The 23,313-nt window shown below is 62.4% G+C and carries 20 protein-coding genes and 1 tRNA gene; 6 read left to right on the forward strand and 15 right to left on the reverse strand.

What is annotated here, in order from left to right; genetic code table 11:
* Nucleotides 1-164: 164 nt before the first annotated feature.
* On the forward strand, nucleotides 165-2,483 hold the full coding sequence (locus AC07X6_RS00695; RefSeq protein WP_494789744.1) for an NADP-dependent malic enzyme: 2,319 nt from the start codon (nucleotides 165-167) through the stop codon (nucleotides 2,481-2,483).
* A gap of 52 nt (nucleotides 2,484-2,535) precedes the next feature.
* On the opposite strand, the gene AC07X6_RS00700 is transcribed toward AC07X6_RS00695, so the two are convergent.
* Nucleotides 2,536-3,405 (reverse strand): hypothetical protein, encoded by an 870-nt coding sequence (locus AC07X6_RS00700; RefSeq protein WP_494789745.1) that lies wholly within the window; start codon nucleotides 3,403-3,405, stop codon nucleotides 2,536-2,538.
* A 69-nt stretch (nucleotides 3,406-3,474) separates the two neighbouring features.
* A complete protein-coding gene (locus AC07X6_RS00705) occupies nucleotides 3,475-4,311 on the reverse strand; it encodes a universal stress protein (RefSeq protein ID WP_494789746.1) in 837 nt (278 codons plus the stop codon).
* A 370-nt stretch (nucleotides 4,312-4,681) separates the two neighbouring features.
* Here AC07X6_RS00705 and AC07X6_RS00710 point away from each other — a divergent pair, with 370 nt between their 5' ends.
* On the forward strand, nucleotides 4,682-5,491 hold the full coding sequence (locus AC07X6_RS00710; RefSeq protein ID WP_494789747.1) for a class I SAM-dependent methyltransferase: 810 nt from the start codon (nucleotides 4,682-4,684) through the stop codon (nucleotides 5,489-5,491).
* 6 nt (nucleotides 5,492-5,497) lie between these two features.
* Here the strand turns inward: AC07X6_RS00710 and AC07X6_RS00715 are convergent, their stop codons facing one another.
* The 3 genes from AC07X6_RS00715 to AC07X6_RS00725 all read right to left on the reverse strand — a co-directional run bounded on the left by AC07X6_RS00715 (nucleotide 5,498) and on the right by AC07X6_RS00725 (nucleotide 7,299).
* Nucleotides 5,498-5,998 (reverse strand): hypothetical protein, encoded by a 501-nt coding sequence (locus AC07X6_RS00715; RefSeq protein WP_494789748.1) that lies wholly within the window; start codon nucleotides 5,996-5,998, stop codon nucleotides 5,498-5,500.
* 64 nt (nucleotides 5,999-6,062) lie between these two features.
* A complete protein-coding gene (locus tag AC07X6_RS00720; RefSeq protein WP_494789749.1) occupies nucleotides 6,063-6,809 on the reverse strand; it encodes a M56 family metallopeptidase in 747 nt (248 codons plus the stop codon).
* A 7-nt stretch (nucleotides 6,810-6,816) separates the two neighbouring features.
* On the reverse strand, nucleotides 6,817-7,299 hold the full coding sequence (locus tag AC07X6_RS00725; protein ID WP_494789750.1) for a GNAT family N-acetyltransferase: 483 nt from the start codon (nucleotides 7,297-7,299) through the stop codon (nucleotides 6,817-6,819).
* Between the two features lie 81 nt (nucleotides 7,300-7,380).
* On the opposite strand from AC07X6_RS00725, the gene AC07X6_RS00730 reads away from it, so the two are divergent.
* On the forward strand, nucleotides 7,381-7,773 hold the full coding sequence (locus AC07X6_RS00730) for an Imm10 family immunity protein (RefSeq protein WP_474292985.1): 393 nt from the start codon (nucleotides 7,381-7,383) through the stop codon (nucleotides 7,771-7,773).
* A gap of 171 nt (nucleotides 7,774-7,944) precedes the next feature.
* Here the strand turns inward: AC07X6_RS00730 and AC07X6_RS00735 are convergent, their stop codons facing one another.
* Nucleotides 7,945-9,345: an aminotransferase-like domain-containing protein gene (locus tag AC07X6_RS00735; RefSeq protein ID WP_230539029.1), complete on the reverse strand. Its 1,401-nt coding sequence runs from the start codon at nucleotides 9,343-9,345 to the stop codon at nucleotides 7,945-7,947.
* A gap of 275 nt (nucleotides 9,346-9,620) precedes the next feature.
* On the opposite strand from AC07X6_RS00735, the gene AC07X6_RS00740 reads away from it, so the two are divergent.
* Nucleotides 9,621-9,866 carry a hypothetical protein gene (locus AC07X6_RS00740; RefSeq protein WP_494789751.1) on the forward strand — a complete coding sequence of 82 codons (246 nt, stop codon included), beginning with the start codon at nucleotides 9,621-9,623 and terminating at the stop codon, nucleotides 9,864-9,866.
* Between the two features lie 369 nt (nucleotides 9,867-10,235).
* On the opposite strand, the gene AC07X6_RS00745 is transcribed toward AC07X6_RS00740, so the two are convergent.
* Nucleotides 10,236-10,322 (reverse strand) — tRNA-Leu (locus tag AC07X6_RS00745).
* Nucleotides 10,323-10,496: 174 nt separating this feature from the next.
* Between AC07X6_RS00745 and AC07X6_RS00750 the strand changes: the two genes are divergently transcribed.
* Nucleotides 10,497-11,261: an SDR family oxidoreductase gene (locus AC07X6_RS00750; protein ID WP_494789752.1), complete on the forward strand. Its 765-nt coding sequence runs from the start codon at nucleotides 10,497-10,499 to the stop codon at nucleotides 11,259-11,261.
* 79 nt (nucleotides 11,262-11,340) lie between these two features.
* On the opposite strand, the gene AC07X6_RS00755 is transcribed toward AC07X6_RS00750, so the two are convergent.
* A complete protein-coding gene (locus tag AC07X6_RS00755; RefSeq protein WP_494789753.1) occupies nucleotides 11,341-12,657 on the reverse strand; it encodes an enoyl ACP reductase FabMG family protein in 1,317 nt (438 codons plus the stop codon).
* 264 nt (nucleotides 12,658-12,921) lie between these two features.
* Complete coding sequence (locus AC07X6_RS00760) at nucleotides 12,922-15,285, reverse strand: DNA polymerase II (RefSeq protein WP_494789754.1); 2,364 nt, start codon at nucleotides 15,283-15,285, stop codon at nucleotides 12,922-12,924.
* A gap of 132 nt (nucleotides 15,286-15,417) precedes the next feature.
* Here AC07X6_RS00760 and AC07X6_RS00765 point away from each other — a divergent pair, with 132 nt between their 5' ends.
* Nucleotides 15,418-17,097: an AMP-binding protein gene (locus tag AC07X6_RS00765; protein WP_494789755.1), complete on the forward strand. Its 1,680-nt coding sequence runs from the start codon at nucleotides 15,418-15,420 to the stop codon at nucleotides 17,095-17,097.
* A 75-nt stretch (nucleotides 17,098-17,172) separates the two neighbouring features.
* Here AC07X6_RS00765 and AC07X6_RS00770 read toward each other — a convergent pair whose 3' ends face one another.
* The 6 genes from AC07X6_RS00770 to AC07X6_RS00795 all read right to left on the reverse strand — a co-directional run bounded on the left by AC07X6_RS00770 (nucleotide 17,173) and on the right by AC07X6_RS00795 (nucleotide 23,274).
* A complete protein-coding gene (locus AC07X6_RS00770; RefSeq protein ID WP_230539023.1) occupies nucleotides 17,173-18,153 on the reverse strand; it encodes a choice-of-anchor A family protein in 981 nt (326 codons plus the stop codon).
* A 199-nt stretch (nucleotides 18,154-18,352) separates the two neighbouring features.
* Nucleotides 18,353-20,077, reverse strand: coding sequence for an ArnT family glycosyltransferase (locus tag AC07X6_RS00775; RefSeq protein ID WP_230539022.1), 1,725 nt, complete (start codon nucleotides 20,075-20,077; stop codon nucleotides 18,353-18,355).
* A 153-nt stretch (nucleotides 20,078-20,230) separates the two neighbouring features.
* Nucleotides 20,231-20,500 (reverse strand): type B 50S ribosomal protein L31, encoded by a 270-nt coding sequence (locus tag AC07X6_RS00780; RefSeq protein WP_034746247.1) that lies wholly within the window; start codon nucleotides 20,498-20,500, stop codon nucleotides 20,231-20,233.
* Between the two features lie 279 nt (nucleotides 20,501-20,779).
* Nucleotides 20,780-22,042 carry a transcription termination factor Rho gene (rho, locus tag AC07X6_RS00785; protein ID WP_010401543.1) on the reverse strand — a complete coding sequence of 421 codons (1,263 nt, stop codon included), beginning with the start codon at nucleotides 22,040-22,042 and terminating at the stop codon, nucleotides 20,780-20,782.
* Between the two features lie 155 nt (nucleotides 22,043-22,197).
* The gene (trxA, locus tag AC07X6_RS00790) at nucleotides 22,198-22,524 is read right to left on the reverse strand and encodes a thioredoxin TrxA (RefSeq protein ID WP_071075390.1); all 327 of its coding nucleotides are present in this window, start codon (nucleotides 22,522-22,524) and stop codon (nucleotides 22,198-22,200) included.
* Nucleotides 22,525-22,815: 291 nt separating this feature from the next.
* On the reverse strand, nucleotides 22,816-23,274 hold the full coding sequence (locus tag AC07X6_RS00795; RefSeq protein ID WP_230539021.1) for a response regulator: 459 nt from the start codon (nucleotides 23,272-23,274) through the stop codon (nucleotides 22,816-22,818).
* Nucleotides 23,275-23,313 lie beyond the last annotated feature (39 nt).

Below are 23,313 nucleotides of genomic sequence, written 5' to 3' on the forward strand. Positions count from 1 at the left end.
TTTTCCTGTTGAGGACGTTTGTGCCGCCGGACGGCCTTACAATGCTAGGTTATGCGTTTTCGTGATATCAGACTGTGGCTAGCGGAAAATACCTAGCTAATTGAAAGATTCGGTCTGATAAAATCGGAAGCACCCCGATCGACCAAACAGGAAGGCAGCACAGCATGGATTCGTCATCTGATAAAAAAGAAGAATTGCGTCAACAATTGCGCTTGGCCGCACTCGAGTACCACGAGTGCCCGCGCCCCGGCAAAATCAGCGTGACGCCCACCAAACAACTGACCAACCAGCGCGACCTGGCGCTGGCCTACTCGCCAGGCGTGGCCGCTCCTTGCGAAGAAATCGTCATCGATCCGGCAAATGCCTATAAATATACGGCGCGCGGCAACCTGGTGGCCGTCATCACCAACGGCACGGCCGTGCTGGGACTGGGCAATATCGGCCCGCTGGCCGCCAAGCCGGTGATGGAAGGCAAGGGCGTGCTGTTCAAGAAATTCGCCGGCATCGACGTCTTCGACATCGAAATCAACGAGATGGACCCCGATAAACTGGTCGACATCATCGCTTCGCTGGAACCGACCTTCGGCGGCGTGAACCTGGAAGATATCAAGGCGCCCGAGTGCTTCTATATCGAGCGCCAGCTGCGCGACCGCATGAAGATTCCCGTCTTCCACGACGACCAGCACGGCACCGCCATCATCGTCGGCGCGGCCATCCTGAACGGCTTGAAAGCCGTCGGCAAGAAAATCGAGGACTGCAAGCTGGTCGTCTCGGGCGCGGGCGCGGCGGCGTTGGCCTGCCTGGACCTGATCGTCGACCTGGGCTTCCCGCTGAAAAACATCTACGTCACCGATCTGGCCGGCGTCGTCTACAAGGGCCGCGCGGAACTGATGGACCCGGACAAGGAACGCTTCGCGCAAGACACGCCGCTGCGCACCCTGGGCGAAGTCATCCCGGACGCCGACATCTTCCTCGGCGTTTCCGCCGCCGGCGTGCTGAAACAGGACATGGTGCGCAAGATGGCGCCCAACCCATTGATTTTGGCGCTGGCCAACCCGAATCCGGAAATCCTGCCGGAAGAAGTCAAGGCCGTGCGCAGCGACGCCATCATCGCCACGGGCCGTTCGGACTATCCGAACCAGGTCAACAACGTGCTGTGCTTCCCGTACATCTTCCGCGGCGCCCTCGATTGCGGCGCCACCACCATCACGCGCGAGATGGAAATCGCCGTGGTGCACGCGATCGCCGACCTGGCGCATGCCGAGCAGTCGGACATCGTCGCCACCACCTACGGCATCAGCAACCTGTCGTTCGGCCCTGAATACCTGATCCCGATGCCGTTCGACCCGCGCCTCTTGATCAAGATCGCGCCAGCGGTGGCCAAGGCGGCCGAGGATTCCGGCGTCGCCACGCGTCCGATCAAGGACTTGCAGGCGTACGCGGACAGTCTGCAGCAATTCGTCTACCGCAGCGGCACCTTCATGAAGCCGCTGTTCCTGATGGCCAAATCCACGCCGGCCGAACTGAAACGCATCGTCTACGCCGAAGGCGAAGAAGAGCGCGTGCTGCGCGCCGTGCAAGTGGTGGTCGATGAAAAACTGGCGCGTCCCATCCTGGTGGGCCGTCCGCCCGTGCTCGAAGCGCGCATCCAGAAGTTCGGCCTGCGCCTCAAGCAAGGCGTCGACTTCGACGTCATCAATCCGGACTTCGACGAGCGCTATCGCGATTACTGGAATACGTACTACGCCATGACGAGCCGCAAAGGCGTCACCGAGGAATACGCTAAACTGGAAATGCGCCGCCGCCACACCCTGATCGGTTCGATGATGATCCACAAGGGCGACGCGGACGGCATGATCTGCGGCACCTTCGGCACCACCCAGCTGCACCTGAAGTATATCGACCAGGTGCTGGGCAAGCGCGCGGGCAGCAATGTCTACGCCGCCATGAACGTCTTGATCATGCCGGAACGCCAGTTGGTGATGGTCGACACGCACGTCAACGAAAACCCGGACGCCGACCAATTGGCCGAGATCACCATCATGGCAGCCGAAGAAATGACCCGTTTCGGCCTGTCGCCGCGCGCGGCCCTGCTGTCGCACTCGAACTTCGGTTCCAGCGACAGCGCCTCGGCGCAAAAGATGCGCGCCGCGCTGGCCATCATCAAGGAACGCGCGCCGGACCTGGAAATCGACGGCGAAATGCACGGCGATACGGCCCTCGACAGCAAGCTGCGTCAAAAACTCATGCCGAATTCGGCACTGAAGAACGACGCCAACCTGCTCGTCATGCCGAACATCGAGTCGGCCAACATCGCCTACAACCTGGTGAAAACGGCGGCCGGCAACGGCATCGCCGTGGGCCCGATCCTGCTCGGCTGCGCCAAGCCCGTGCACATTCTGACGCCATCGGCCACCGTGCGCCGCATCGTCAACATGACGGCCCTGTGCGTCGTCGACGCCGTGGCACAGCGCAAAGCCTAAGCTTTTAGCTGCCGCCTGAAGGCCGCGCCATCCGCAAGGAGGCGCGGCTTTTTTACGCCGGTGGCACGGGCAGGGCCGTGGCGGCCGGCTGGCGGCGCAGGTAATAGTGGCGGTACAGCATGATCTCTCCCCACACCAGCAGCAGCGTTAGCAGGGCGAACAGGCCCAGCGTGATCTTGAGCGAATTGAAATACGCGCCGGCCTGGCGCTTGATGGCGTCGATGAAGATCATCGGCACGGATTGATCGAGTTTGCTGAAATCGGCCTGGCGCGCCACGTCGGTGGTCAGGCGCACGGCCAGGTCGGTGCCCAGCGCGGCCAGCTCGCCCGTCGCCTGGCCACGGAAGTTGGCGCCCTTGAGCGCTTCGCCGAGCAGGCCGACCCTGGCGATCAGCTGTTCCTGCAGCACTTGCGTCAGCAGCGCGCTGCCGCGGCGCAGGATGAATTCATTGATCCAGCGCGCCTTGCTGCGTTCCCAGTAGCTGCTGGACGTGGGCTGGTAATACATGCCTTGCACGAAGGGTTCGAGCAGGCTGCGCACGCTGATGGGCTGGCCCGGGGCGATCAGCTTGACCTGCTGCTCCAGGTAGACGCGCAGCGCCGGCATCTGCGCCTCGACCACGGGCTGCAGGTCGCGCTCGAGGGCCTGGTTGACCACGCGGTGCACGCTGTGCACGGCGCCAAACCCGCTACCGAGGAGCGGCAGCGCGAGCAGGATCAACACATAGCTGAGCTTGGCGGCCACATGCCAGGCGGGCGGACGGCGCACCAGCAGGCATTTTTTTGCCAGCTGGTGGCAGATGCCGAGCGCCAGCACAAAGCCGAGCACGCCATACAGCAGCATCCACGGCAGGACGGTCCACAGCAGGTCGCTGCCGAACGGCGCCAGGGCGCTGCCCCAATTGATTAGTTGTTGCTTCATCTACATTGCCTTGATATGGAAAATCAGGCAAGTATAGCCATTGTGCAACAGAACGTGGCGCGCGGAACCTCAGTGCGCCATCAGCACGGGCAAGGTCATCTGGCGCAGCACGGTTTCCGTCACGCCGCCCAGCAGGATTTCGCGGAAGCGCGCGTGGCCGTAGCCGCCCATCACCAGCAAGTCCGCATGCACCTCGGCGGCCATGGCCAGCAGCGCCGCACCGATGTCGCCGATGGCGACGGTCTGGCGCACCTCGACGGGCACGCCATGGCGGCTCAGGTAGGCGGCGATGTCGGCGCCAGGATGGCGGGCCGGCTGCGCGTGGCCCGCGGGCGGGTGCAGCAGGGCCAGCACCACCAGGCGCGCCGCGCGCAGCAGCGGCAGGGCGTGGCCGATGGCGCGCGTCGCTTCCATGCTGCCGTCCCAGGCCACCACCACCGTGTTGTCCACTTGCCCGAATTGACCGCTGTGCGGCACGATCAGCACGGGACGGGCCGCGTTCAGCATCACGTAGGGCACCAGGTCGCTCATGGCGCCCGGCAGCGCCTCGCTGGCGTCGTGCTGGCTGAGCACCGTCAGGTCGCTGTAGCGGGCGCTGACGGCCATGCCGCCATCTTCATCGTCTTCGATCAGGCGCCGTTCCAGCGAGACGGCGCCGGCCTGGCGCGCCAGCGTTTCGAACTGGTCCAGCGCCTGCTCCGCCTGGCCGTGCAGGGCATTGATCTGCGCCGCCACGGCGCTGCCGCGCATGCCGCGGTTGTTTTCCAGGGTAAAGCGCGACATGCCCGTCATGGCGGCGCCGATCAGGTGCGCCTGGTGCGCGTGCGCCAGCCGCGCCGCGATGGCGATGCGCTGCGGCGCATGGCGCGACAGGTCGGCGTGGACGAGGATGGATTTGTAGGCCATGGTGTCATTCGCTAGTCAGGATGGCAACAAGGCTAGAACGGCAACACGGGCAAGTCCAGCATTGCCGTGCTGGACGGCGGTTTTCTTATGCGGCGCTTGACGTGGGTCAAAAAAACACGGGCCATGACCTTTCGCAAGGCCGCCGCCAGGAAATTGCGAGGTGTTTGATGTGCATCAAAATGCCGGGTTCGCCAGCAGCCATAATGGCCTTGAACTCCTTGCCCTTCCAGTGGTCTGCAACGGCGCCGGCGCCATCTGTCCGGCACTTCCTTGTGTGACGCAACAACGCTGGCCGTGGCGGGAGTTCACTTCTCGGCACCTTGCCTGGAGTCATGCTACATTCGCATCCTGTTTTTCTGAAAGGATGACGATGCCTTTAGGTAATCACGGTAGCAACTTCTTGCAGCACAATCAGCAAGCCTGGGATGCGCAGGCTGCACGCAACAGTCCCTGGTCGCAGCCCGTCGACAGCGCCACCATCGCCGCGGCTCGTGCCGGGCAGTGGCAAATCCATCTGACGCCCGGCCCCTTGCCGGCCGGCTGGCTGGGCGAGGTGCGCGGCAAGCGCATCCTGTGCCTGGCCGGTGCCGGCGGGCAGCAGGCGCCCGTGCTGGCCGCCGCCGGCGCGCACGTCACCGTCTTCGACCTGTCTGAACAGCAACTCGCGCAAGACCGCATGGTGGCTGAACGCGACGGCTTGCAACTGGACACCGTCCAGGGCGACATGCGCGACCTGGCCCGCTTTGCCGACGCCAGCTTCGATGTCATCATCCACCCCGTGTCGAACCAGTACGTGCCCGATATCGCCCCCGTGTGGCGCGAATGCGCGCGCGTGCTGGCCGATGGCGGCGTGCTGCTGAGCAGTTTCTTCAATCCGGCCGTCTTCATCGGCGACCGCGATCCGCAATGGGCACAGCAGGGCTTGATACGCCCCCGTTTCGTGCTGCCGTATTCGGATGTGGAGGATATGGATGCCGATGCGCTGGCGGCGCGCATGGAGAAGGGGGAGGCGCTGGTCTTCGGCCACGGCCTGGACAGCCAGATCGGCGGCCAGCTGGCGGCGGGTTTCATGCTGGCGGGTTACCACGAGGAAATGCATCCCCACCCGCGCTTTGAAATTGAAAAGTATCTGCCCAGCTTTATCGCCACGCGGGCCGTCAGGCTGGCGCGCGCGGCATAGCGGTCATTAGTTGTACGGCTGCAAGTCCAGCCAGACGGCATACGACAGGCGCTTGCCATTCCACAGGCCGCCGCCGCGGATGACGGCGTCGCACGAGGTCAGCTGGCCCACCAGATCCATGCGGCCCAGGTTGCGGCGCAGGCGCAGCGCGTCGTTGTGCGACAGGTAGCCGACCAGCTGGCTATCGATGAAGACGGCGATGGCCTTGTCCTGGAACGGGTTGGCATCGTCGCAGACGAGCAGGGCCAGGCATTTTTCTTCCGCGTTGCCGGGACCGTGCTCGCCGGCCAGCCTGGCGATGGCGGGCTGGTACATCGCTTCGTTTTCCACTTCCGACGCAAAGCGCCCCTCATCGCTCCAGTGGTGCGCCGGTGCGCCGGCAGGGATCGCCGGCACGTACTGGCGCACGGAGACGAGCGGCTTGTGCAGCGGTTTGACGGGTGTGCGGCCGCTGAAGACGTAGTACAGCAGGGCGATGACGATCACGATGGCAAGCAGGTAAAGCATGGTATCTCTCTGATTTCTAAGGGGGGAGCCAGGGGCGCGGGCATGCCGCGCGGCGTTGCCGCTACTATAGCAAGTTCGCCGCCCGGTCCCGGGTAATTCTGGCCATGATCCGGCGCCGCCGGCGCAGTGCCAGCGGGTCGTTCAGCACGATGGGCGAGGCGCCCGTCAAGCCCGAATAGTACTGGCCGTGCCGGAGCAGGACGGTGGCGTAGTCGCGCAGCGCGTGGCCGTGCGCCAGCATGCGCGCGTCGCAATCGACCTCGATGGCAAAGCGCAGCCGGTGCAGCTGCCACCACAGGGGCAGGTTCCACGGCATGATCAGGATCAAGGCGTAGGCCAGGGCCAGCAGCTGCGGGTCGCGCGCGGCCAGCCGGCATTGCTCGTGCGCCAACAGCAGCGCCTGTTGCTGGGGCGGAATCAGTTGCAGCCAGACGGGCATGACGATACGGGGGCGCAGCAAGCCTGCCACGCAGGGGCCGATGCCGCCGCTCAAGTATACGGGCGTGCCCAGCAGCGATGTTTTCTGCCAGCGCCGCTGGTGCGACAGCAGCCAGACGCTGCGCAGCGCCAGCAGCGTCAGCATGCCTGCAGACGCCATAAACCAGCCCAGTTTCAGCTGCGCCTGCTCCGCCGGCATGGCCTTCAGCACGCCGGGCAGCCACGCCAGGGGCAGCAGCACGGACGCGGCGATGGCCACCAGCCACAGCCAGCGCGTCGCGCGCCCGCGCCGCTGCAGCATAGGCTCGGCGCGCCAGGCGCCGGCCGCCAGCAGCAACGCCAGCGCCATGCTGCATAGCAGCCAGGCAGGCATCGGGCGCCTAGCGCTTCAGCGCCATGCCGACGGAGGCGGGCGCCGTATGCTTGAAACCGAACTGCGCGTACAGGTCTTGCGCCTGACCGTCGGCGATCAGGCTGACGTAGGCGCTGTCCGGCACGTCGCTGTCGATGAACTGGCGGATTTCGCGCATGATCAGCTTGCCCAGGCCCTTGCCCTGGTGGGCCGGCAGCACGGCGATATCGACCACCTGGTAAAAACAGCCGCCATCGCCGATGACCCTGCCCATGCCGACCACCGTGTCGCCGAGCAGCACTTGCACGGCGAACAGGGAATTCGGCAAGCCCTTGGCCGCCGCCTCCGTGCTTTTCGCGCTCAGCCCGGCGGCAACGCGCAGCTGCTGGTAGGTGGCGATGGCGGGGATGGCCAGGCGGGTGGTGTAGGACGATGCTGCGGACAAGGCGTTCTCCTGTGCAATATGGATGGAATGGCCATTATAGGCGGCCAGCGCGGTTGGGGGCGGCACGCTTTATTCGCCGCGCCCTATGTCGTGCGCGGCGCTTTTGCGCTATCGTGGCGCCATCCCTAGAATTGTTGAAAGCATGCCATGTCCGCAGGATTTACCGCCACCGAATTGTCCGTCATCCATGAAGACGACGCCCTGATCACCACCCTGGCCGCGCCAGCCGGCAAAGGCGAGCCCGTCTACCTGATGCTGCAGCGCGCCGACGAATACGACGAGCAGGACGTGGCCACGGGCATGGACGAGCCGTATATCGAATACTGCGGCCAGGAATTTGCCTGGTATGGCCACATGCACGCCGTGATCCTGCATCCGAACCGCCTGTCCGTGCAGATGGATGCCGAGGCCGCCATGCAGATGGATGACGACGGCCAGATCGACGTGCGTTTCAATTTGACGCCCGAGCGCTATGCCCAGCTGCAGCAGGCGCTGCGCACCACGTTCGAGGGCTGCGACTACTATCGCGAGGAACGTTGATCTGCGCGCACGACGCCGGCCATGGCGTCGGCCATGCCCGGTAGCGGGCATTGACTGGAGGAGTGGACGATGATGGTGCTGATACCCGGTTTGCTGCTGTGCCTCGGCGTGCACTCGGTGCGCATCGTCGCCGGCGGCTGGCGTGGCTTTCTCGCCGTGTTTCCTGGTCAGTTACACCACGGCGGCGCTGAACGACTCGGGCCGCCGCGCTAGCAGATGGGACAGCCGTTGCAGACCCGCCTGCAGGCGGCCACGGTCCTTGATGCTGCCCAGGGAAATCCGAATGGCATTCACCGATGCGCCGCCGGTGGCGAATGCCTCCGCCGGCGTGACGGCGATGCCGGAGCTGGCGGCGGCATGCGCCAGCTGCGAGGAGTTCCAGTACGCTGGCAACTCGATCCATACATGCAGGCCGTCTTCCGCGCCGCTGTAGCGCCCCGCCAGGATATCGCGCGCCATCCGGTGGCGCAGGCGCGCCTCCTTGCGCACGCCTTCCATCAAGCCGTCAGCCGAACCGTCGAGTATCCACTGCGTGGCCAGTGCGGCCGTCAGAGGCGCGACCATCAGCGCAAAGGATCGTAGCGCGACCAGGAAGCGTTCGCGCTCGAACGGGTCGCGTAGCAGCACGAAGGCGACACGCAAGCCGGGCGTCAGGCATTTCGACAGGGTGGAGATGTAGACCACCTGTTCCGGGGCAAACGTGGCAATCGGCGGCGGCGGGGCCTCGGCAAGGAGCCAGTAGGGATCGTCCTCGACGATGCGTACATTGCAGCGCTGCGCGACGCTGGCGAGCTCCTTGCGCCGGTGTTCCGGCATGGTGATGGCGGTCGGGTTGTGCAAGGTCGGATTGAGGTAGACCAGCCCGGGCTTGTGCCGGCGGCACGCTTCCTCCAGCATCTGGGGCAGCATCCCGTGCTTGTCCGCTTCGACGGCAATGAGGTGCCGGCCGAATTGGGTCGCTGCGGTACGCAAGCCGGGATAACTGATTGGCTCGGTCAGGATGACCTCGCCAGGCTCCGTCAGCGCAAGGATCAATGCGGCGATCGCCGCTTGCGCACCCGGACACACGACAACCTGCCGAGCATCCAGATCTCCGAACATCGGTGCCAGCCACGTGGCGCCAGCCTTGCGGTCGGAGTCGCTTCCCCCGCCCAGGTGATAAGTCATCAGCAATTCATTGTCTGACCTCATCAATACTTGCGACAAGCCTTGTTTCAACATGTCGTCGAAGTCCACGCCATCCGGCGGTGGCGGGGTATTCATGCTCAGGTCGAGGATGGCGGTCAATTCGACTTTTGGCGCCGCGGCATAAGTGCCGCGGGCGCCGCGCCCCTCGAGCAAGTTGCGGCGCCTGGCTTCGTCGTAGGCGCGCGTGATCGTCGTCAGGTCGACGTCCAGCTGTGCCGCCAGCTGGCGCTGCGTAGGCAGGCGGTCGCCCGGCTTCACCGATCCGACTGCCAGCGCCGCTTGCAAGGCATCCGCAATCTGCAAGAAACGTGGCCCTTTGTTCCCGGCCAGGCGGGGCATCCAGATAGTCAAATGCTCATCTTGTATGGTTTTTAACTGGGACATTTTGTCTCAATGTATGGAAATTGTTTTCAGGTAGTATGCATCAGAACGTACAGCAGCACCATCCTTGCATGGCAGTTGCTGACGTTTTTTCCTCTCTCCTTTGCATTCGGCAAATCAATGGGCAAGATGCCATGGTTATTTCATAGCTGGATATAATGAAAGACTCAAACCGGGAATGCCGGGGGGATGGTTTGAGCAGCAGCTGCTGAAGCGGCGTGTTGAGGCAGTGCTCCCCGCGATAGATAGTGTCAAGTAATAGACTGGAAATACGCAAAATGATCGATTGGACCCCTATAGTCTTCGTGACGTTCAAGGCTTTCGTGCTCATCACGGGCATGTTCTTCGCCATCAAGTGGCATTACGATCAAGGCAAGAAGGATGAGAACAAGGCAAAGCAGAATCGCGCGGTGCTGCGCGCAAGCGGCAAGGTGGTCGCAGTCTTCATGCTATTGCTGCTGGCCTTGGGGATCGTCACCTTCTTCGTCGTCAGGATGGCCGGTCTGGAAATGACCTTCCTTTGATGGCAAGGAATCGTCGGCCGCTATCCAGTGATGCGGCCGCAAATCCCGATGCGGCCAGGGCCGCATCGGCATGCCATCAGGCATTGCCTTGATGTGCTTCATGGCCCTTGCTCAGGGCATGGGCAAATTGCCGCTGGCTTTGAGTTGAGCGGGCGTTTCTTTGCGCGCGGAGACTTTGTCACGCCAGCGTTCGAACGCGAGTACGGCAATTTCCGCGCACCAGTCCCCTGAGCGTTTCATGGCGTAACGCCCATCCGTTTTATCCGGTTTAATCGGGAGTGATCGGCTTGATCAGGCAAGAAAAAAGCCACTAAATCCTTGATTTTATTGGATTTAATGGCTTGATCGGTACTTCTTTGATGTGTTCTGTGGTGCCGGGAGCCGGAATCGAACCGGCACGCTGTTTCCAGCGCGGGATTTTGAGTCCCGTGCGTCTACCTATTCCGCCATCCCGGCAACGCGAGACGCATTATCACTGATTTGTCACAATCTGGCAAGTTTTATGCTTGGCGTGCGTTTTGCCCAAGCCTGCAGAATCTGTGACGATGCCGATTCCAGCGCAAGAAGCGGAGTGCCGCGCCCGGCTTGCCGGCCTATCTTTTCCCTTTCAACCACTTGAAGGGGAAGCAAATGTTGCAACTGGAAAATAAGGTCGCCATCATCACGGGCGCCAGCTCGGGCATCGGCCACGCGGCGGCGCGCCTGTTCGCGGGCGAGGGCGCGCGGCTGGTGCTGGTGGCGCGGCGGCGGAAGGAACTCGAGGCGCTGGTGGCGCAGCTGGCGGACGGCGGCGCGCAGGCCGTGGCCTGCGTGGGCGATGTGGCCGACGCCGCGTGCGCGCAAGGGGCCGTGGCGCTGGCGCTGCAACGCTTTGGCGGCCTCGATATCGCTTTTAACAATGCGGGCACCTTGGGGCCCATGGGACCCACGCCGGAGCTGGCGCTGGAAGACTGGCAAGCGGCGGTCGGCACCAATCTCACCAGTGCCTTCCTGGCGGCCAAATACCAGCTGCCCGCCATGGCGGCGCGCGGCGGCGGCTCGCTGATCTTCACCTCCACGTTTGTCGGCCATACGCTGGGCATGGCCGGCATGGCCGCGTATGCGGCCAGCAAGGCGGGCGTGATCGGCCTGACGAAGGCCCTGGCGGCCGAGTATGGCGCGGCCGGCGTGCGTGTAAACGCCCTGTTGCCGGGCGGTACGGATACGCCCATGGGGCGCGCGGTGGCCGCCACGCCCGAAGCGCTGGCCTTCGTGGCGGGCTTGCATGCGTTAAAACGCCTGGCTACGCCGGACGAGATCGCCCGCTCGGCGCTGTACCTGGCGTCCGATGCATCGAGCTTTACCACCGGCACGGCGCTGCTGGCCGATGGCGGCGTGTCCGTCGTGCGCGCATAAGGCATGCGCAGAAACGCCGACGGCCCGGGGATGAGCCGGGCCGTCGGTGTCTTGCAGCTTACCTTACGCTACATCAAGCTCAGTTGTGAACCGAGTTCAGCTGGCGCGCGATGATGTCGTGGTTGAGCCAGACGACGGGCGCTGGCGGTTCCGACATGGTGTGGAACATCAGCGGACCCGTGCCTTCCAGCACCAGCGAGCTCAGGTGGTCGGTGATCAGTTCCTTGCGGTCCTTGTGCAGCTTGGTGATGTCGTCCGAGGTGCCGATCATGACGTCGGCCAGCTCTGGCGTGTTGTCCATCGGCCAGGCGGCGAAGTTGCGGAACTGCACGCTGGTGGCGTCGCCGTTGTAGGCGGCGATACGGTCGAGCAAGTCTTGCAGCGACACGCCGTCTTCCAGCAAGCCCTGGCAGATTTTCCACTGGTCTTCGGCCCAGGCGCCGCCGCCTTCTTTTTTCAGCGCGTCGAGCAGGGGGAACAGCGACAGTTCCACGCCGACGAAAATGTCGGACGAATTCGTGCGGATTTCCGGGCAATTGAAGACGGTGGCCTTGATGCCTTTTTCCCACGCGGCCTTGGCCACGTTTTCCAGGCGCATCTTGGCCAGGCCTTGCGTGTAGTTGCTGTAGGTTTGCCACTGGTACTTGCCGTCGATCAAGATCTCGGTGCCGTGGTAGCCGTAGGCGCTGTAGCGCACCTGGCCGCCCGTTTGCTCGATGCGGGCGCGGATGGCGGCGCTGCCGTCGATCAGGTGTTGCAGCGTGTTGGCCGTGACTTCGTCGAAGTTCATCAGGATCAATTTACCCAGGTCGCTGTCGAGCAGGGCGCGCGAGGACATGAAGCGCTCGCCGCGGCCCTTGTAGATGCGGTTGGCGATGGCCAGGAAGACCTTGACCTTCGGAATGCCGCCAGCCATGGTGTGGGCGAAATACACATTGCTGCCGTCAGGAATCAGGCTGTCCAGCTCGGCCATGGCTTTTGCCACGGAAGCGCTGAAGCGGGCGATGCCGGCTTCGCGGCAGCGTTCGATCTGCGCCCAGTCCAGCTTGTCTTCCTGCCAGCTTTTCAGGGTCATGTCGGCCAGCAGGGCCGTCGGCGTCGGTTCGCCGGCCGGCGCGTCGAGGTCGAAACCGGCCATCAGCGGCACATTGATGATGCGCCCGCCCAGGTTGGCTTCGGCTTCGGCCAGCTCTTCCGCGTTCAGCGGACGCAGCGCCATGTTTTCATCGCGGCGGCCGACCGTCATGCCGACGATATTCATGCCCGCCTTGCGCGCTTCGTCCAGCAAGCCATTCACATAGCCGCGGCCGAACAGCTCGCCGAACAGCACAAAGGTGTCGCCCTTGCGGAAGATATTTTTTTGCGGGATGTCTCTCAGGGACGTGATCTCGGTCATGGTGTCAATTCATTCAAAAATTAGCAGGGCAGACGGCTAAACGCGCTGCCTGCAGGTTCAACATAGTTGTAAATTATGCGCCATTTCAGCCGTAAAAATCTTCTTGCGAACGATTCTCGTCTGGAATGGCATCTTCTTCTGCGGTGGAGCTCTTATTCTTTCGCCATGGCGTATTTTACGCTGCCGCGGCGCACAGCGCCCGCGGACTGGCCCGGCAGGCGCCGATATTACCCCAGCTTGGCCATGCTGGTCAGAAAAATTGACCTAAAACAAATCCTGCTGCCCCGAGACCAGGCGCGAAAAATCGTCGCCCAGGAAGGGCAGTATCGCGTCGGCCACGGGCTGCAGCTGGCGCGTCAGGTAATGCTGGTAGTCGATGGGCGAGCGCTGCGTTTCCAGCGGTTCCGGCCCCGCCACCGTGATGACATAGCTGATCCAGCCGCCGTTCTGGTATTGCAGCGGCCGTCCCTGCGCCAGGTTGTAGGCGTCGGCCGTGCGCGCCGCGCGCACGTGGGGCGGCACGTTGCGCTGGTAATCGTCGAGCGGGCGGCGCAATCGCTTGCGGTAGACCAATAAAGCGTCGCATTCGCCGCGCACCGTGCGCGCCACGTAGTCGCGCACATAGTCCTGGTAGGCGGCGCGCTGGAAGATGCGCCGGTACAGCTCTTGCTGGAATTGCTGCGCCAGCGGCGTCCAGTCGCTGCGCACGGTTTCCAGGCCCTTGTAGACCATCTCCTCGCTGCCGTCGGGCTTGCCGACGAGGCCAGCGTAGCGCTTCTTGCTGCCTTCTTCCGAGCCGCGGATGGTGGGCATCAGGAAACGCCGGTAATGCGTCTCGAATTCCAGCTCCAGCGCATTGTCCAGGCCGAATTCCTCGCGCAGATGTGCATCCCACCAGGCGTTCACGTGCGCCACCAGGGCGCGGCCGATCTTGCCCGCTTCTTCGTCGCTATGCGCCGTTTTCAGCCACACAAACGTGGAATCCGTGTCGCCATAGATCACCTGGTAACCCTGTGCGGTGATCAGCTCGCGCGTGCGGTGCATGATGTCGTGGCCGCGCAAGGTGATCGACGAAGCCAGGCGCGGATCGAAAAAGCGGCAACCGCTGGAGCCCAGCACGCCGTAAAACGCGTTCATGATGATTTTTAACGCTTGCGACAGCGGTGCGTTGCGTTCGCGCTTGGCCGCCTCGCGGCCCTGCCACACCTGTTCCACGATGGCCGGCAGGCAATGTTTTACACGGGAAAACTGCGCGCCCCGGTAGCCGGGCACGGTATCGGCTTCGTCGCCGCCCGTGCCCACCACCAGCCCCACGGGGTCGATCAGGAAAGTGCGGATGATGGATGGGTACAGGCTTTTATAGTCGAGCACGAGCACGGAATCGTACAGGCCCGACTGCGAATCCATGACGAAGCCGCCGGGGCTGTTGTCGCCGGAGACATCGCCCAGGTTGGGCGCCACATAGCCCTGCCGGTGCATCAGCGGCAAATACAAATGTTCGAAGGCGGCCACGGAGCCGCCGCTGCGGTCGGCCGCCAGGCCCGTCACGCTGGCCCGTTCCAGCAAGAAGGTCAGCAGCTCGGTTTTGGCGAAGATGCGCGTGACCAGCTCGCAATCCTTGAGGTTGTAGCGGGCCAGCGCAGGTTTATCCTCGCGGAAACGCCGGTCGATCTCGGCCATGCGCTGGTAGGGGTTGTCGATGGACTTGCCTTCGCCCAGCAAGGTCTGCGCCACGTTTTCCAGGCTGAACGACGAAAAATTCCACGTCGCCGAGCGCAAGGCTTCGATGCCGTCGATGATCAGGCGTCCGGCGGCAGCGGCAAAGTAATGCTCCTGCTTGCCGCCATGCTCGCGCCATTCCATCACGGCGCCGCCGCGTCCCAGCCGCAAGGGCACTTGATAACGCTCAGCATGTTCCTTGAGCACGCGCAAGTCGAACTGCACCAGGTTCCAGCCGATGATGGCGTCCGGATCGTGCCGTTCCATCCACGTGTTCAGGCGCTCGAGGATCTGTGCGCGCGTGTCGCAGTATGCGAGGTCGAAGTCGAGTAGCTCATCGCCGCCGTTTGGCGGCCCCAGCATGTAGACCTGGCGCTGGCCGCAGCCTTCCAGGGCCAGCGAATACAGCTCGCCATGCGCCGTCGTCTCGATATCGAGCGATGCCAGTTTTAATGTGGGGCGGTAGCCTGGGGCCGGTTTCAACTGCACTTCCTGCAGTGTTTCTCCGCTGAATGTCACCGGCGCCGTAATAAAGCGCTCCATCAGGTAGCGCTCGGGCGGGCGGATGTCCGCTTCGTACACGTCGACGCCGTGTGCGCGCAGCTGCTTTTCCAGTTTCAGCAAATGCCGGTATTGCTTGCAGTACAGTCCCAGCACGGGACGGTGGTGAAAATCGCACAGCGACAGGGGCCGCAGCTCGGCATGGCGCTCGCCGCGCAGCAGCTGTTGCGCCTGTTCCTGCTGCTCCATGGGGATAAAGGCGACGGCTGTCTGCACGGGCAGGCGCACGTGGCGGGGCCCGGCGTCTGTTGCCAGCCAGAAATCGACCTCCGTGCCATCGCGCGTGTCGCGCCAGTGGCGGGTCAAGATAAAGCCCTGTTCGGGCGGGTGCTGCGCGTTGCCTGTCATGGTGCGTGAGTGTCTGGTGTGCTGGCCTGCACATTACAGCAAGCTGATGCAGGGCGGGGGCGGTTGCGGCTATAATTTTCTGCATCGAAGACGATAACAAGAGCGCAGCGCGCCACCCACCCCGGAGACAGCATGCAAGTAATGAGTTATGTACACGGCGCCCACGAGACGCCGTTGATCGGCGAAACGATAGGCGCCTACCTGGACGGTATCGCCGCCCGCTATGGCCAGCACGACGCCCTGATCGTGGCGCACCAGAACGTGCGCTGGACGTATCTGGAATTCCAGCAGCGCGTACACCGCCTGGCCGCCGGCCTGTTGAAACTGGGCTTGCAGCCGGGCGACCGGGTCGGCATCTGGTCGCAGAATTGCGCGGAATGGGTGCTGACGCAGTTTGCCACGGCGAAAGCCGGTTTGATCATGGTCAACATCAACCCCGCCTACCGGCGCTCGGAACTCGAATACGTGCTCGACAAGGTGCAATGCAGCGCGCTGATCCTCTCGCCCAGCTTCAAGTCCAGCGATTACCTGGCCATCGTGCAAGACGTGGTGCCGGAAATCGCCCGTTCGCGCGCCGGCGCCCTGCAATCGCCGCGCCTGCCGCAATTGCGCCACGTCATCCGCCTGGGCGCGGCCGCCACGCCGGGCATGCACAGCTTCGACGCCCTGATGGATGGCATCACGGATGCCGACCTGGCGCGCCTGGAAGAAGTGAGCGCTACCTTGCAGTTTGACGATGCCGTCAACATTCAGTTCACTTCCGGCACCACGGGTGCGCCGAAAGGCGCCACTTTGACGCATCACAATATCCTGAATAACGGCTTTTTCATCGGCGAAGCCATGCGCCTGACCGAACAGGACCGCTTGTGCATCCCCGTGCCCCTGTACCACTGTTTCGGCATGGTGCTGGGCAACCTGGCCTGCGTCACGCACGGCGCGGCCATGGTGTTTCCCGGCGAAGGGTTTGATCCGAAAGCCGTGCTGGAAACGGTGCAGGCTGAGCGCTGCACGGGGCTGCATGGCGTGCCGACCATGTTCATCGCCATCCTCGACCATCCTGATTTCAAGCAATACGATCTGTCGAATTTGCGCACCGGCATCATGGCCGGCTCGCCCTGCCCGATGGAAGTCATGACGCGGGTCATCGAATTGATGCACATGGCGGAAATCACGATTGCGTATGGCATGACGGAAACGTCACCCGTCAGCTTCCAGACGTCGATCGAAGACCCGCGCGAGATGCGCGTGTCGTCCATCGGCCGCGTCCACCCGCACCTGGAAGTCAAGATTGTCGATGCGGAAGGCCGCATCGTGCCGCGCGGCGAGAAGGGCGAATTGCTCACGCGCGGCTATTCCGTGATGCAGGGCTACTGGGGCGACCCGGAAAAAACAGCCGAAGCCATCGACGCGGCGCGCTGGATGCACACGGGCGACCTGGCCGTGATCGACGCCAACGGTTTTTGCAGCATTGTGGGCCGCTCGAAGGATATGGTGATACGCGGCGGCGAAAACATCTACCCGCGCGAAGTCGAGGAATTCCTGTACCGCCACCCGAGCGTGCTCGACGTGCAATGCGTGGGCGTGCCCGATGCCAAGTATGGCGAAGAGTTGTGCGCCTGCATCATCTTGCGTCCGGGCACGCAGGCCACCAGCGACGACATCCGCGCCTTTTGCGACGGGCAGATCGCCTATTACAAGATTCCCCGCTATGTACGCTTTGTCGAGGAATTCCCCATGACGGTGACGGGCAAGATCCAGAAATACCTGTTGCGCCAGCAGGTGGCGACGGATCTGGGGCTGAGCGGGGACTAAGTCTTTCGCCCGCGCATAAAAAAAACACCGGGACGCTCGCGCGGCCCGGTGTTTTTTATTGATTCAGCGTAAAGCTTAAGCCAGTTGCGCTTGCGGTGCGCGCGCTGGCGTGCGGCGGCGCACGAAGGCAAGCAAGCCCAGGCCGGCCAGCAGCATGGCGTAGGTGCCTGGTTCCGGCACGGCCGACACGTTCACCGTGTTGAAGCCGGCGCCGTTCATCGAGACGTGGCCATAATTGATCGAGCTGACCGAATTGGCGACCAGGGTGCCGTTCATGCTGCCCGAACCGGAAAACGCGCTGTTCGGCGCCAGGATGCTGCCGTTGATGCCGACGTTGTTCAGGTTGGTGGTGGTGGCATTGGCGAAGTTGAGCAGCGTGCGGTCGGCGAAGCTGCCGAAATTGTCGAAGCCGCCGCTCATGGTGATGTTGGTGGCCGTGCCGTTGATGATGATGCTGGCCGTGCTTTTCAGCGACGACACGTCCAGGGTCAGGTTATGCAGGTCGTTTGCAGCGATGGTGAAGACATTCACGTCGGCGTTGACGTCGCCCACCAGCTTGAAGCCGCCCGATTGCGAAATCACGGTGCCGTTCGATTGCAGCTTGGCAACGTCGCCCGACAGGGTCGTCAGCTGTTGCTGGGCGGCCGCAAAGTCCAGGGTGGAGGCATTGCCCTTGCTGATGTTGCTGGTTGGGAACCATTGTGGGGCTGTCAAGGTGGCGTTGGGGTTGCTGACGCCATACACGGAGGAACCGACGATGGTGCCCCAGCCCGTGTTCAGGTTACCGCCAGCAACGATGGCGTTGGTCGCGCTGCCTGGTTTTTTATTCGTGCCAACGTTGTAGTTGTCCAGGTAGATATTGCCGCCAGCGGCCAGGCTGCCGCTGACGCTGGTGAAGCCGCTGGCCGAGCCGCTGCCGATGTTGCCGAAGATGAAGGCCGAGTAGCCGTTGGCGACGCCGAGGTCAATCACGGTCGCCTGGGCCGAGGCACTGAAGGAGAAAGCGAACAGGGCGGCGCTGATGAGCGGCAAGGTGCGTGTAGCAAATAATTTCATGGACAATCTCATGGTGAATGGGGGGACGAATCGGGCGGGAAAGCAAGACACCGCCATCGCGCAAGCCATCATTATAATCTAAAAAACAATTCTAGTTCAATTTAGGTAATTAAGTATATTTAAAAGCAACACTTTTGCTGTTTGCAAAGCTTGCTTTACGGGCAAGAAAAAACCGGGCTAGCCCGGTTCTTTTCATGTGCTACCTGACGCGCTGGTACAGGCGGAAACGTTCCACGTCATCCGTGGGGCGGCGCCCTTCCCACAGCTTGATCCAGTCCGCACCATGGTGCTCGGGCAGTTTTTCCTTGCTGTCGGGAACCTTGATGCTGTCTTGCAACAGGAACACATCGCACTGCTGTTGCCCCACGCTGGCAAACGGCAGGTGGCCGAAGTAGGCGAACGAGGCGCGCTGTGCGGCGCCGACGTTGCTGTTGATGCAACTGCTGCCTGGCGGCAGGTGAATGGAAATCTGGTGCGCCACGCTGGCGTAGCTCTTGCTGTAGTTCAGCGGCGGCAGGAACAGGGTCATGATCAGCACCCAGATCAGGATCAGGCCGCCGGACGACAGCACCACGGCGCGCCACAGCACGGCAGGCTGGCGCGAGATGCGCCAGTGCACCAGCGTTACCCAGCCGGCGCTGGCGCAGGCGGCCACGAAAAAGGCCAGCAAGTCCAGTTCAGGTTTGAAGCCTGGCATGAGTTTCAGGGCATTGTGCGACAGTTTCGGTGGCCAGCCCGTCAGGATGGCGAACCAGAACAGCCACAGCGCGAGGGCGCAGATGGTCAGCACCATCACGGAGAACCAGTCGATGGCGTTGATGGCGCCCCGTTTCATGGTCAGCAAGCCAAACGCGGCCATCACGGCCAGCGGCGGCAGCAGGGGCAGCAGCTGGCTCGGGTCGGGATCGGGATGGCACAGGCCCAGGATGGCCAGCATGGCGACAAAGGTCAGCGGCACGACGATGTGCAGCACGTGGTGCTGGCGGCGCCAGGCATACACGGCCCAGGCGGCGAACGGCCAGGCAGGCCAGAAGAACCAGATGCCGACACGCAAGAAATATTGCACGCTTTTCAGGCTGGGCGCGCTGAACTGGCGGCAATTCCATTCCATCCAGGCTTGCAGCGGCGAATGGCCGTACGGCTGCAGCCATTCGCCCGGCAGCAGCCAGACGAGGGTCAGCGCGACGCCGATCAGGATGGCCAGCGCCAGGTGGCGTATGCTGCGCAGCAAGGGCAGGCGCAGGAAGACGGTGCACAGCAGCAAGGCGATGCTCAGCGCCGCCGGCGTGATCCAGCCGCGCGCCAGGGTCAGGCCGCCCATCGCCAGGCCCAGCAGGGCCGCATTGCGCACGGACGGGCCTTCCATGTAGCGCACGGCGCGGTACAGCAAATAAGCCATCAGGGAGACGTACAGCGCTTCGGCCGTGATGTCGTGGCTGTGCTGCAGCAGGCCCAGGCAGCCCAGGTAGATGAGCACGGCGGCATCGGCCAGGGTGCGGCCGAAATCGTCCGGCTCCGGCTGGCCGCCGAAGGCCAGGCGCAGCGGCTGGGCGTCGTTGCGGCGGCCCAGATTGAAGGCCGTGTACCAGACGGACAGGGTGCTGACGACGAAGATGCCGATGGTCGACATGCGCGCGCCGAAGACGTCGCCGTCGATCCAGCCGAACAGTTTGATGAAGATGGCGCCCAGCCAGAAGGCCAGCGGGCCTTCATCGGGCAGCGACAGGCCGGCCACGTTGGGCCACAGCCAGTCGTTCAGGCCGCCATGTGCCATGGTCCACATGATGCCGAAACTGGCGGCGTCATCGTTCTTCCACGGTTCGCGGCCGATCAGGCCAGGCAGGATGTACAGCAGGCCGAGCGCAAACAAGGCCCATCGTGGCAGCGCGAGTGTGGCAGCGGCGGGAAGGCGGACTGGCTTCATCGATAATCGGTATCAGAATAGTGGCAAGACGCGACGAATGGCGTCGGGTATGCGCGAGTATAAAGTAAAGCGGCCAAAGACAAAAAAGGCAGCCGTGGCTGCCTTTTTCTCTGGTAGCCGAAGCTGCCCTTTTTTGCCGCAAAGCGGCAAAAATCAGCCTGCTGCGACTGCGGTTTTCGAACCAACCGAACCGAACTTCTGACGGAACTTCTCGACGCGACCGGCGGTATCGACGATTTTGTGCTTGCCCGTGAAGAATGGGTGCGATTCAGCCGAAACCTCGATCTTCACCAGTGGGTATTCTTTACCGTCGTGGGTGATTTTTTCGCGGGTTTGGATGGTCGAGCGGGTAACGAATTTGAAATCGCACGACAGATCGTGGAAAACAACTTCGCGGTATTCTGGATGGGTATCGACTTTCATGGTCTTCTCTCTAGTTTGGTAGCCAAACAGCACTTCGTCGGTCGTCCAGCTTCTTGACCCGATTGCCGATCACTTGCCAGGGTTAAAATAATGCAACCGCAGATTATATAGCGCTTTCGGGCCGGCGGCAATAAAAAAGCCGCTCAGGGAGCGGCTTGCACCTACGTGAGAGGCGAGATAAAACCGTAGCGAGCAGGCCACAGTTGCGATTGAGTAGCGGAACTGTACTTTATAGTACAGTGAGCAACGGAGATCGAAAATGTGGCCGCGCAGTAGGTTTTAGCCGCCTCTACGCATCATGTCGAAGAATTCGGCGTTGTTCTTCGTGGCTTTCATCTTGTCGAGAATGAACTCCATCGCCTCGATCTCGTCCATCGAGTACAGCAACTTGCGCAAGATCCAGATTTTTTGCAGCTCGTTCGGCTTGATCAGCAGTTCTTCGCGGCGGGTGCCCGATTTGTTCAGGTTGATTGCCGGATAGACACGTTTTTCGGCCAGACGGCGTTCCAGGTGCACTTCCATGTTGCCGGTGCCCTTGAATTCTTCAAAGATCACGTCATCCATGCGCGAACCCGTTTCGATCAGCGCCGTGGCGATGATGGTCAGCGAGCCGCCTTCTTCGATATTGCGCGCGGCGCCGAAGAATCGTTTTGGACGTTGCAGCGCGTTCGCGTCGACACCGCCGGTCAGGACCTTGCCCGAGGCAGGGATGACGGTGTTGTAGGCGCGCGCCAGGCGGGTGATCGAGTCGAGCAGGATGACCACGTCTTTTTTCATTTCGACCAGGCGCTTGGCTTTTTCCAGCACCATCTCGGCCACTTGCACGTGGCGCGTGGCCGGCTCGTCGAAGGTCGAGGCGACGACTTCGCCGCGCACGGAGCGTTGCATTTCGGTAACTTCTTCCGGACGTTCGTCGATCAGCAGCACGATCAGGGTGATGTCCGGGTGATTCGCCGTGATCGCATGCGCGATGTGCTGCAGGATCACGGATTTGCCGGATTTCGGCGATGCCACCAGCAGGCCGCGCTGGCCCTTGCCGATCGGGGCGATCAGGTCGATGATGCGGCCGGTGATGTTTTCCTGGCCATTCATTTCACGTTCCAGGCGCAGCGGCTCGTTCGGGTGCAGCGGCGTCAGGTTTTCAAACAGGATGCGGTGCTTCGAGGCTTCCGGCGATTCGCCGTTGACCTTGTCTACTTTGACCAGTGCGAAATAGCGTTCGCCATCTTTCGGGGTCCGTACCTCGCCTTCGATCGAATCGCCGGTGTGCAGATTGAAGCGGCGGATTTGCGAAGGGGAGATGTAAATGTCGTCGGTGGACGCCATGTAGCTGGCGTCGGGCGAGCGCAGGAAGCCGAAGCCGTCAGGCAGCACTTCCAGGGCGCCGTCGCCAAAAATCTGTTCGCCGGACTTGGCGCGTTTTTTCAGGATAGCGAACATCAGCTCCTGTTTGCGCAAGCGGGCTGCGTTGTCAATGTCAAGACCGATCGCCATCTCAAGCAGGGCGGATACGTGTAAGGCCTTTAGTTCGGATAAATGCATATGTGTTGAGTGTCCCGAGACGGGATGTAAAGGTAGGGGAGGGGACTGCGTGGCGTTGATTAATTATTGGGGAAGGCTGTGCACGAATGATGGCAAAGTGCTTCCCGGTCTATCCAGTCAGGCGGCGCTGCGGGCGCAGCGCTGCCTATCATACATTAAATGTTGCTGTCGACGAAAGCGGTCAACTGGCCCTTGGCCATGGCGCCCACTTTTTGAGCTGCTGCAACACCATCCTTGAACAGGATCAGGGTCGGGATGCCGCGGATGCCGAACTTGGCAGGCACTGCCTGGTTGGCGTCCACGTCCATCTTGGCGATCACGATGCGGCCGGCGTATTCCTTGGCCACTTCTTCCAGGATCGGGGCGATGGCCTTGCAGGGACCGCACCACTCGGCCCAGAAGTCCACCAGGACGGGCAAGTCGGATTTCAGGACGTCTGCTTCAAAAGATGCATCGCTAATGTGTTTGATATTTTCGCTCATATTTTCCTCAAATGAGGGTGGGATCAATAATGCCTGGAATTCACCATACGCTGGTTCGCCATCCATGCTTCCTGGAGTACAGCTAGCAGATGGGGGCAATGGGCACGACTTCAATGTTCTTGGAAGGTGCGACCAGAGGTATGCAGGCGGGGATGGCTGAAATAATAACCCATTTTTTCAAAGCGTGGCGATTATTGCAGAAAAACTTGAGGCATATCGTCCCCGCACGTGCCGGCAGGGCGGCAAAGCCGCATGCCTGCTGGCCTGCAGCGCCATGCCCGCCCTCCGCGATCAGGCTTGTACGCTGGCCTGACGCGCCGTGTGCTGCAGTTGCAAGTTCACCATCAGCTGCAATTCCGCGCTTTCCATCGGCTTGCGGAAGGTGCCTAATATATGCAGGCCATTGGCCACGGCCAGGCGTTCGGCTGCCAGGCGCACGGCCGAATGCAGGCCCGACAGCAGGACCACGCCGCCGCGGAAGCCATTGTCCGCCGCCATGCGCAAAAATTCGATGCCGTCGATGTCGGGCATGGACAGGTCGCAGATCAGCAGGTCGGGCTGGTGCTGCTTCAGGGTCGCCAGCGCCTGTTCGCTGTGCGACTCGCAGCGGATGTCGAAGGGGCCCATTTGCTCGAGCATGTCGCTGAGCACGTCGAGCATGAAGACGTCATCGTCCAGCAGCAGCACGCGCAATGGCGCCAGGCCTGCTTCGTTGTGTTCCCGGCTTGCTTGGTTTGATACAGTGTTCATCGTCCTGTCTTTCTATTGATATGCTGCATCGCTGTCGAT

Source organism: Janthinobacterium sp. GW460-12-1-14-LB5 (assembly GCF_059423585.1).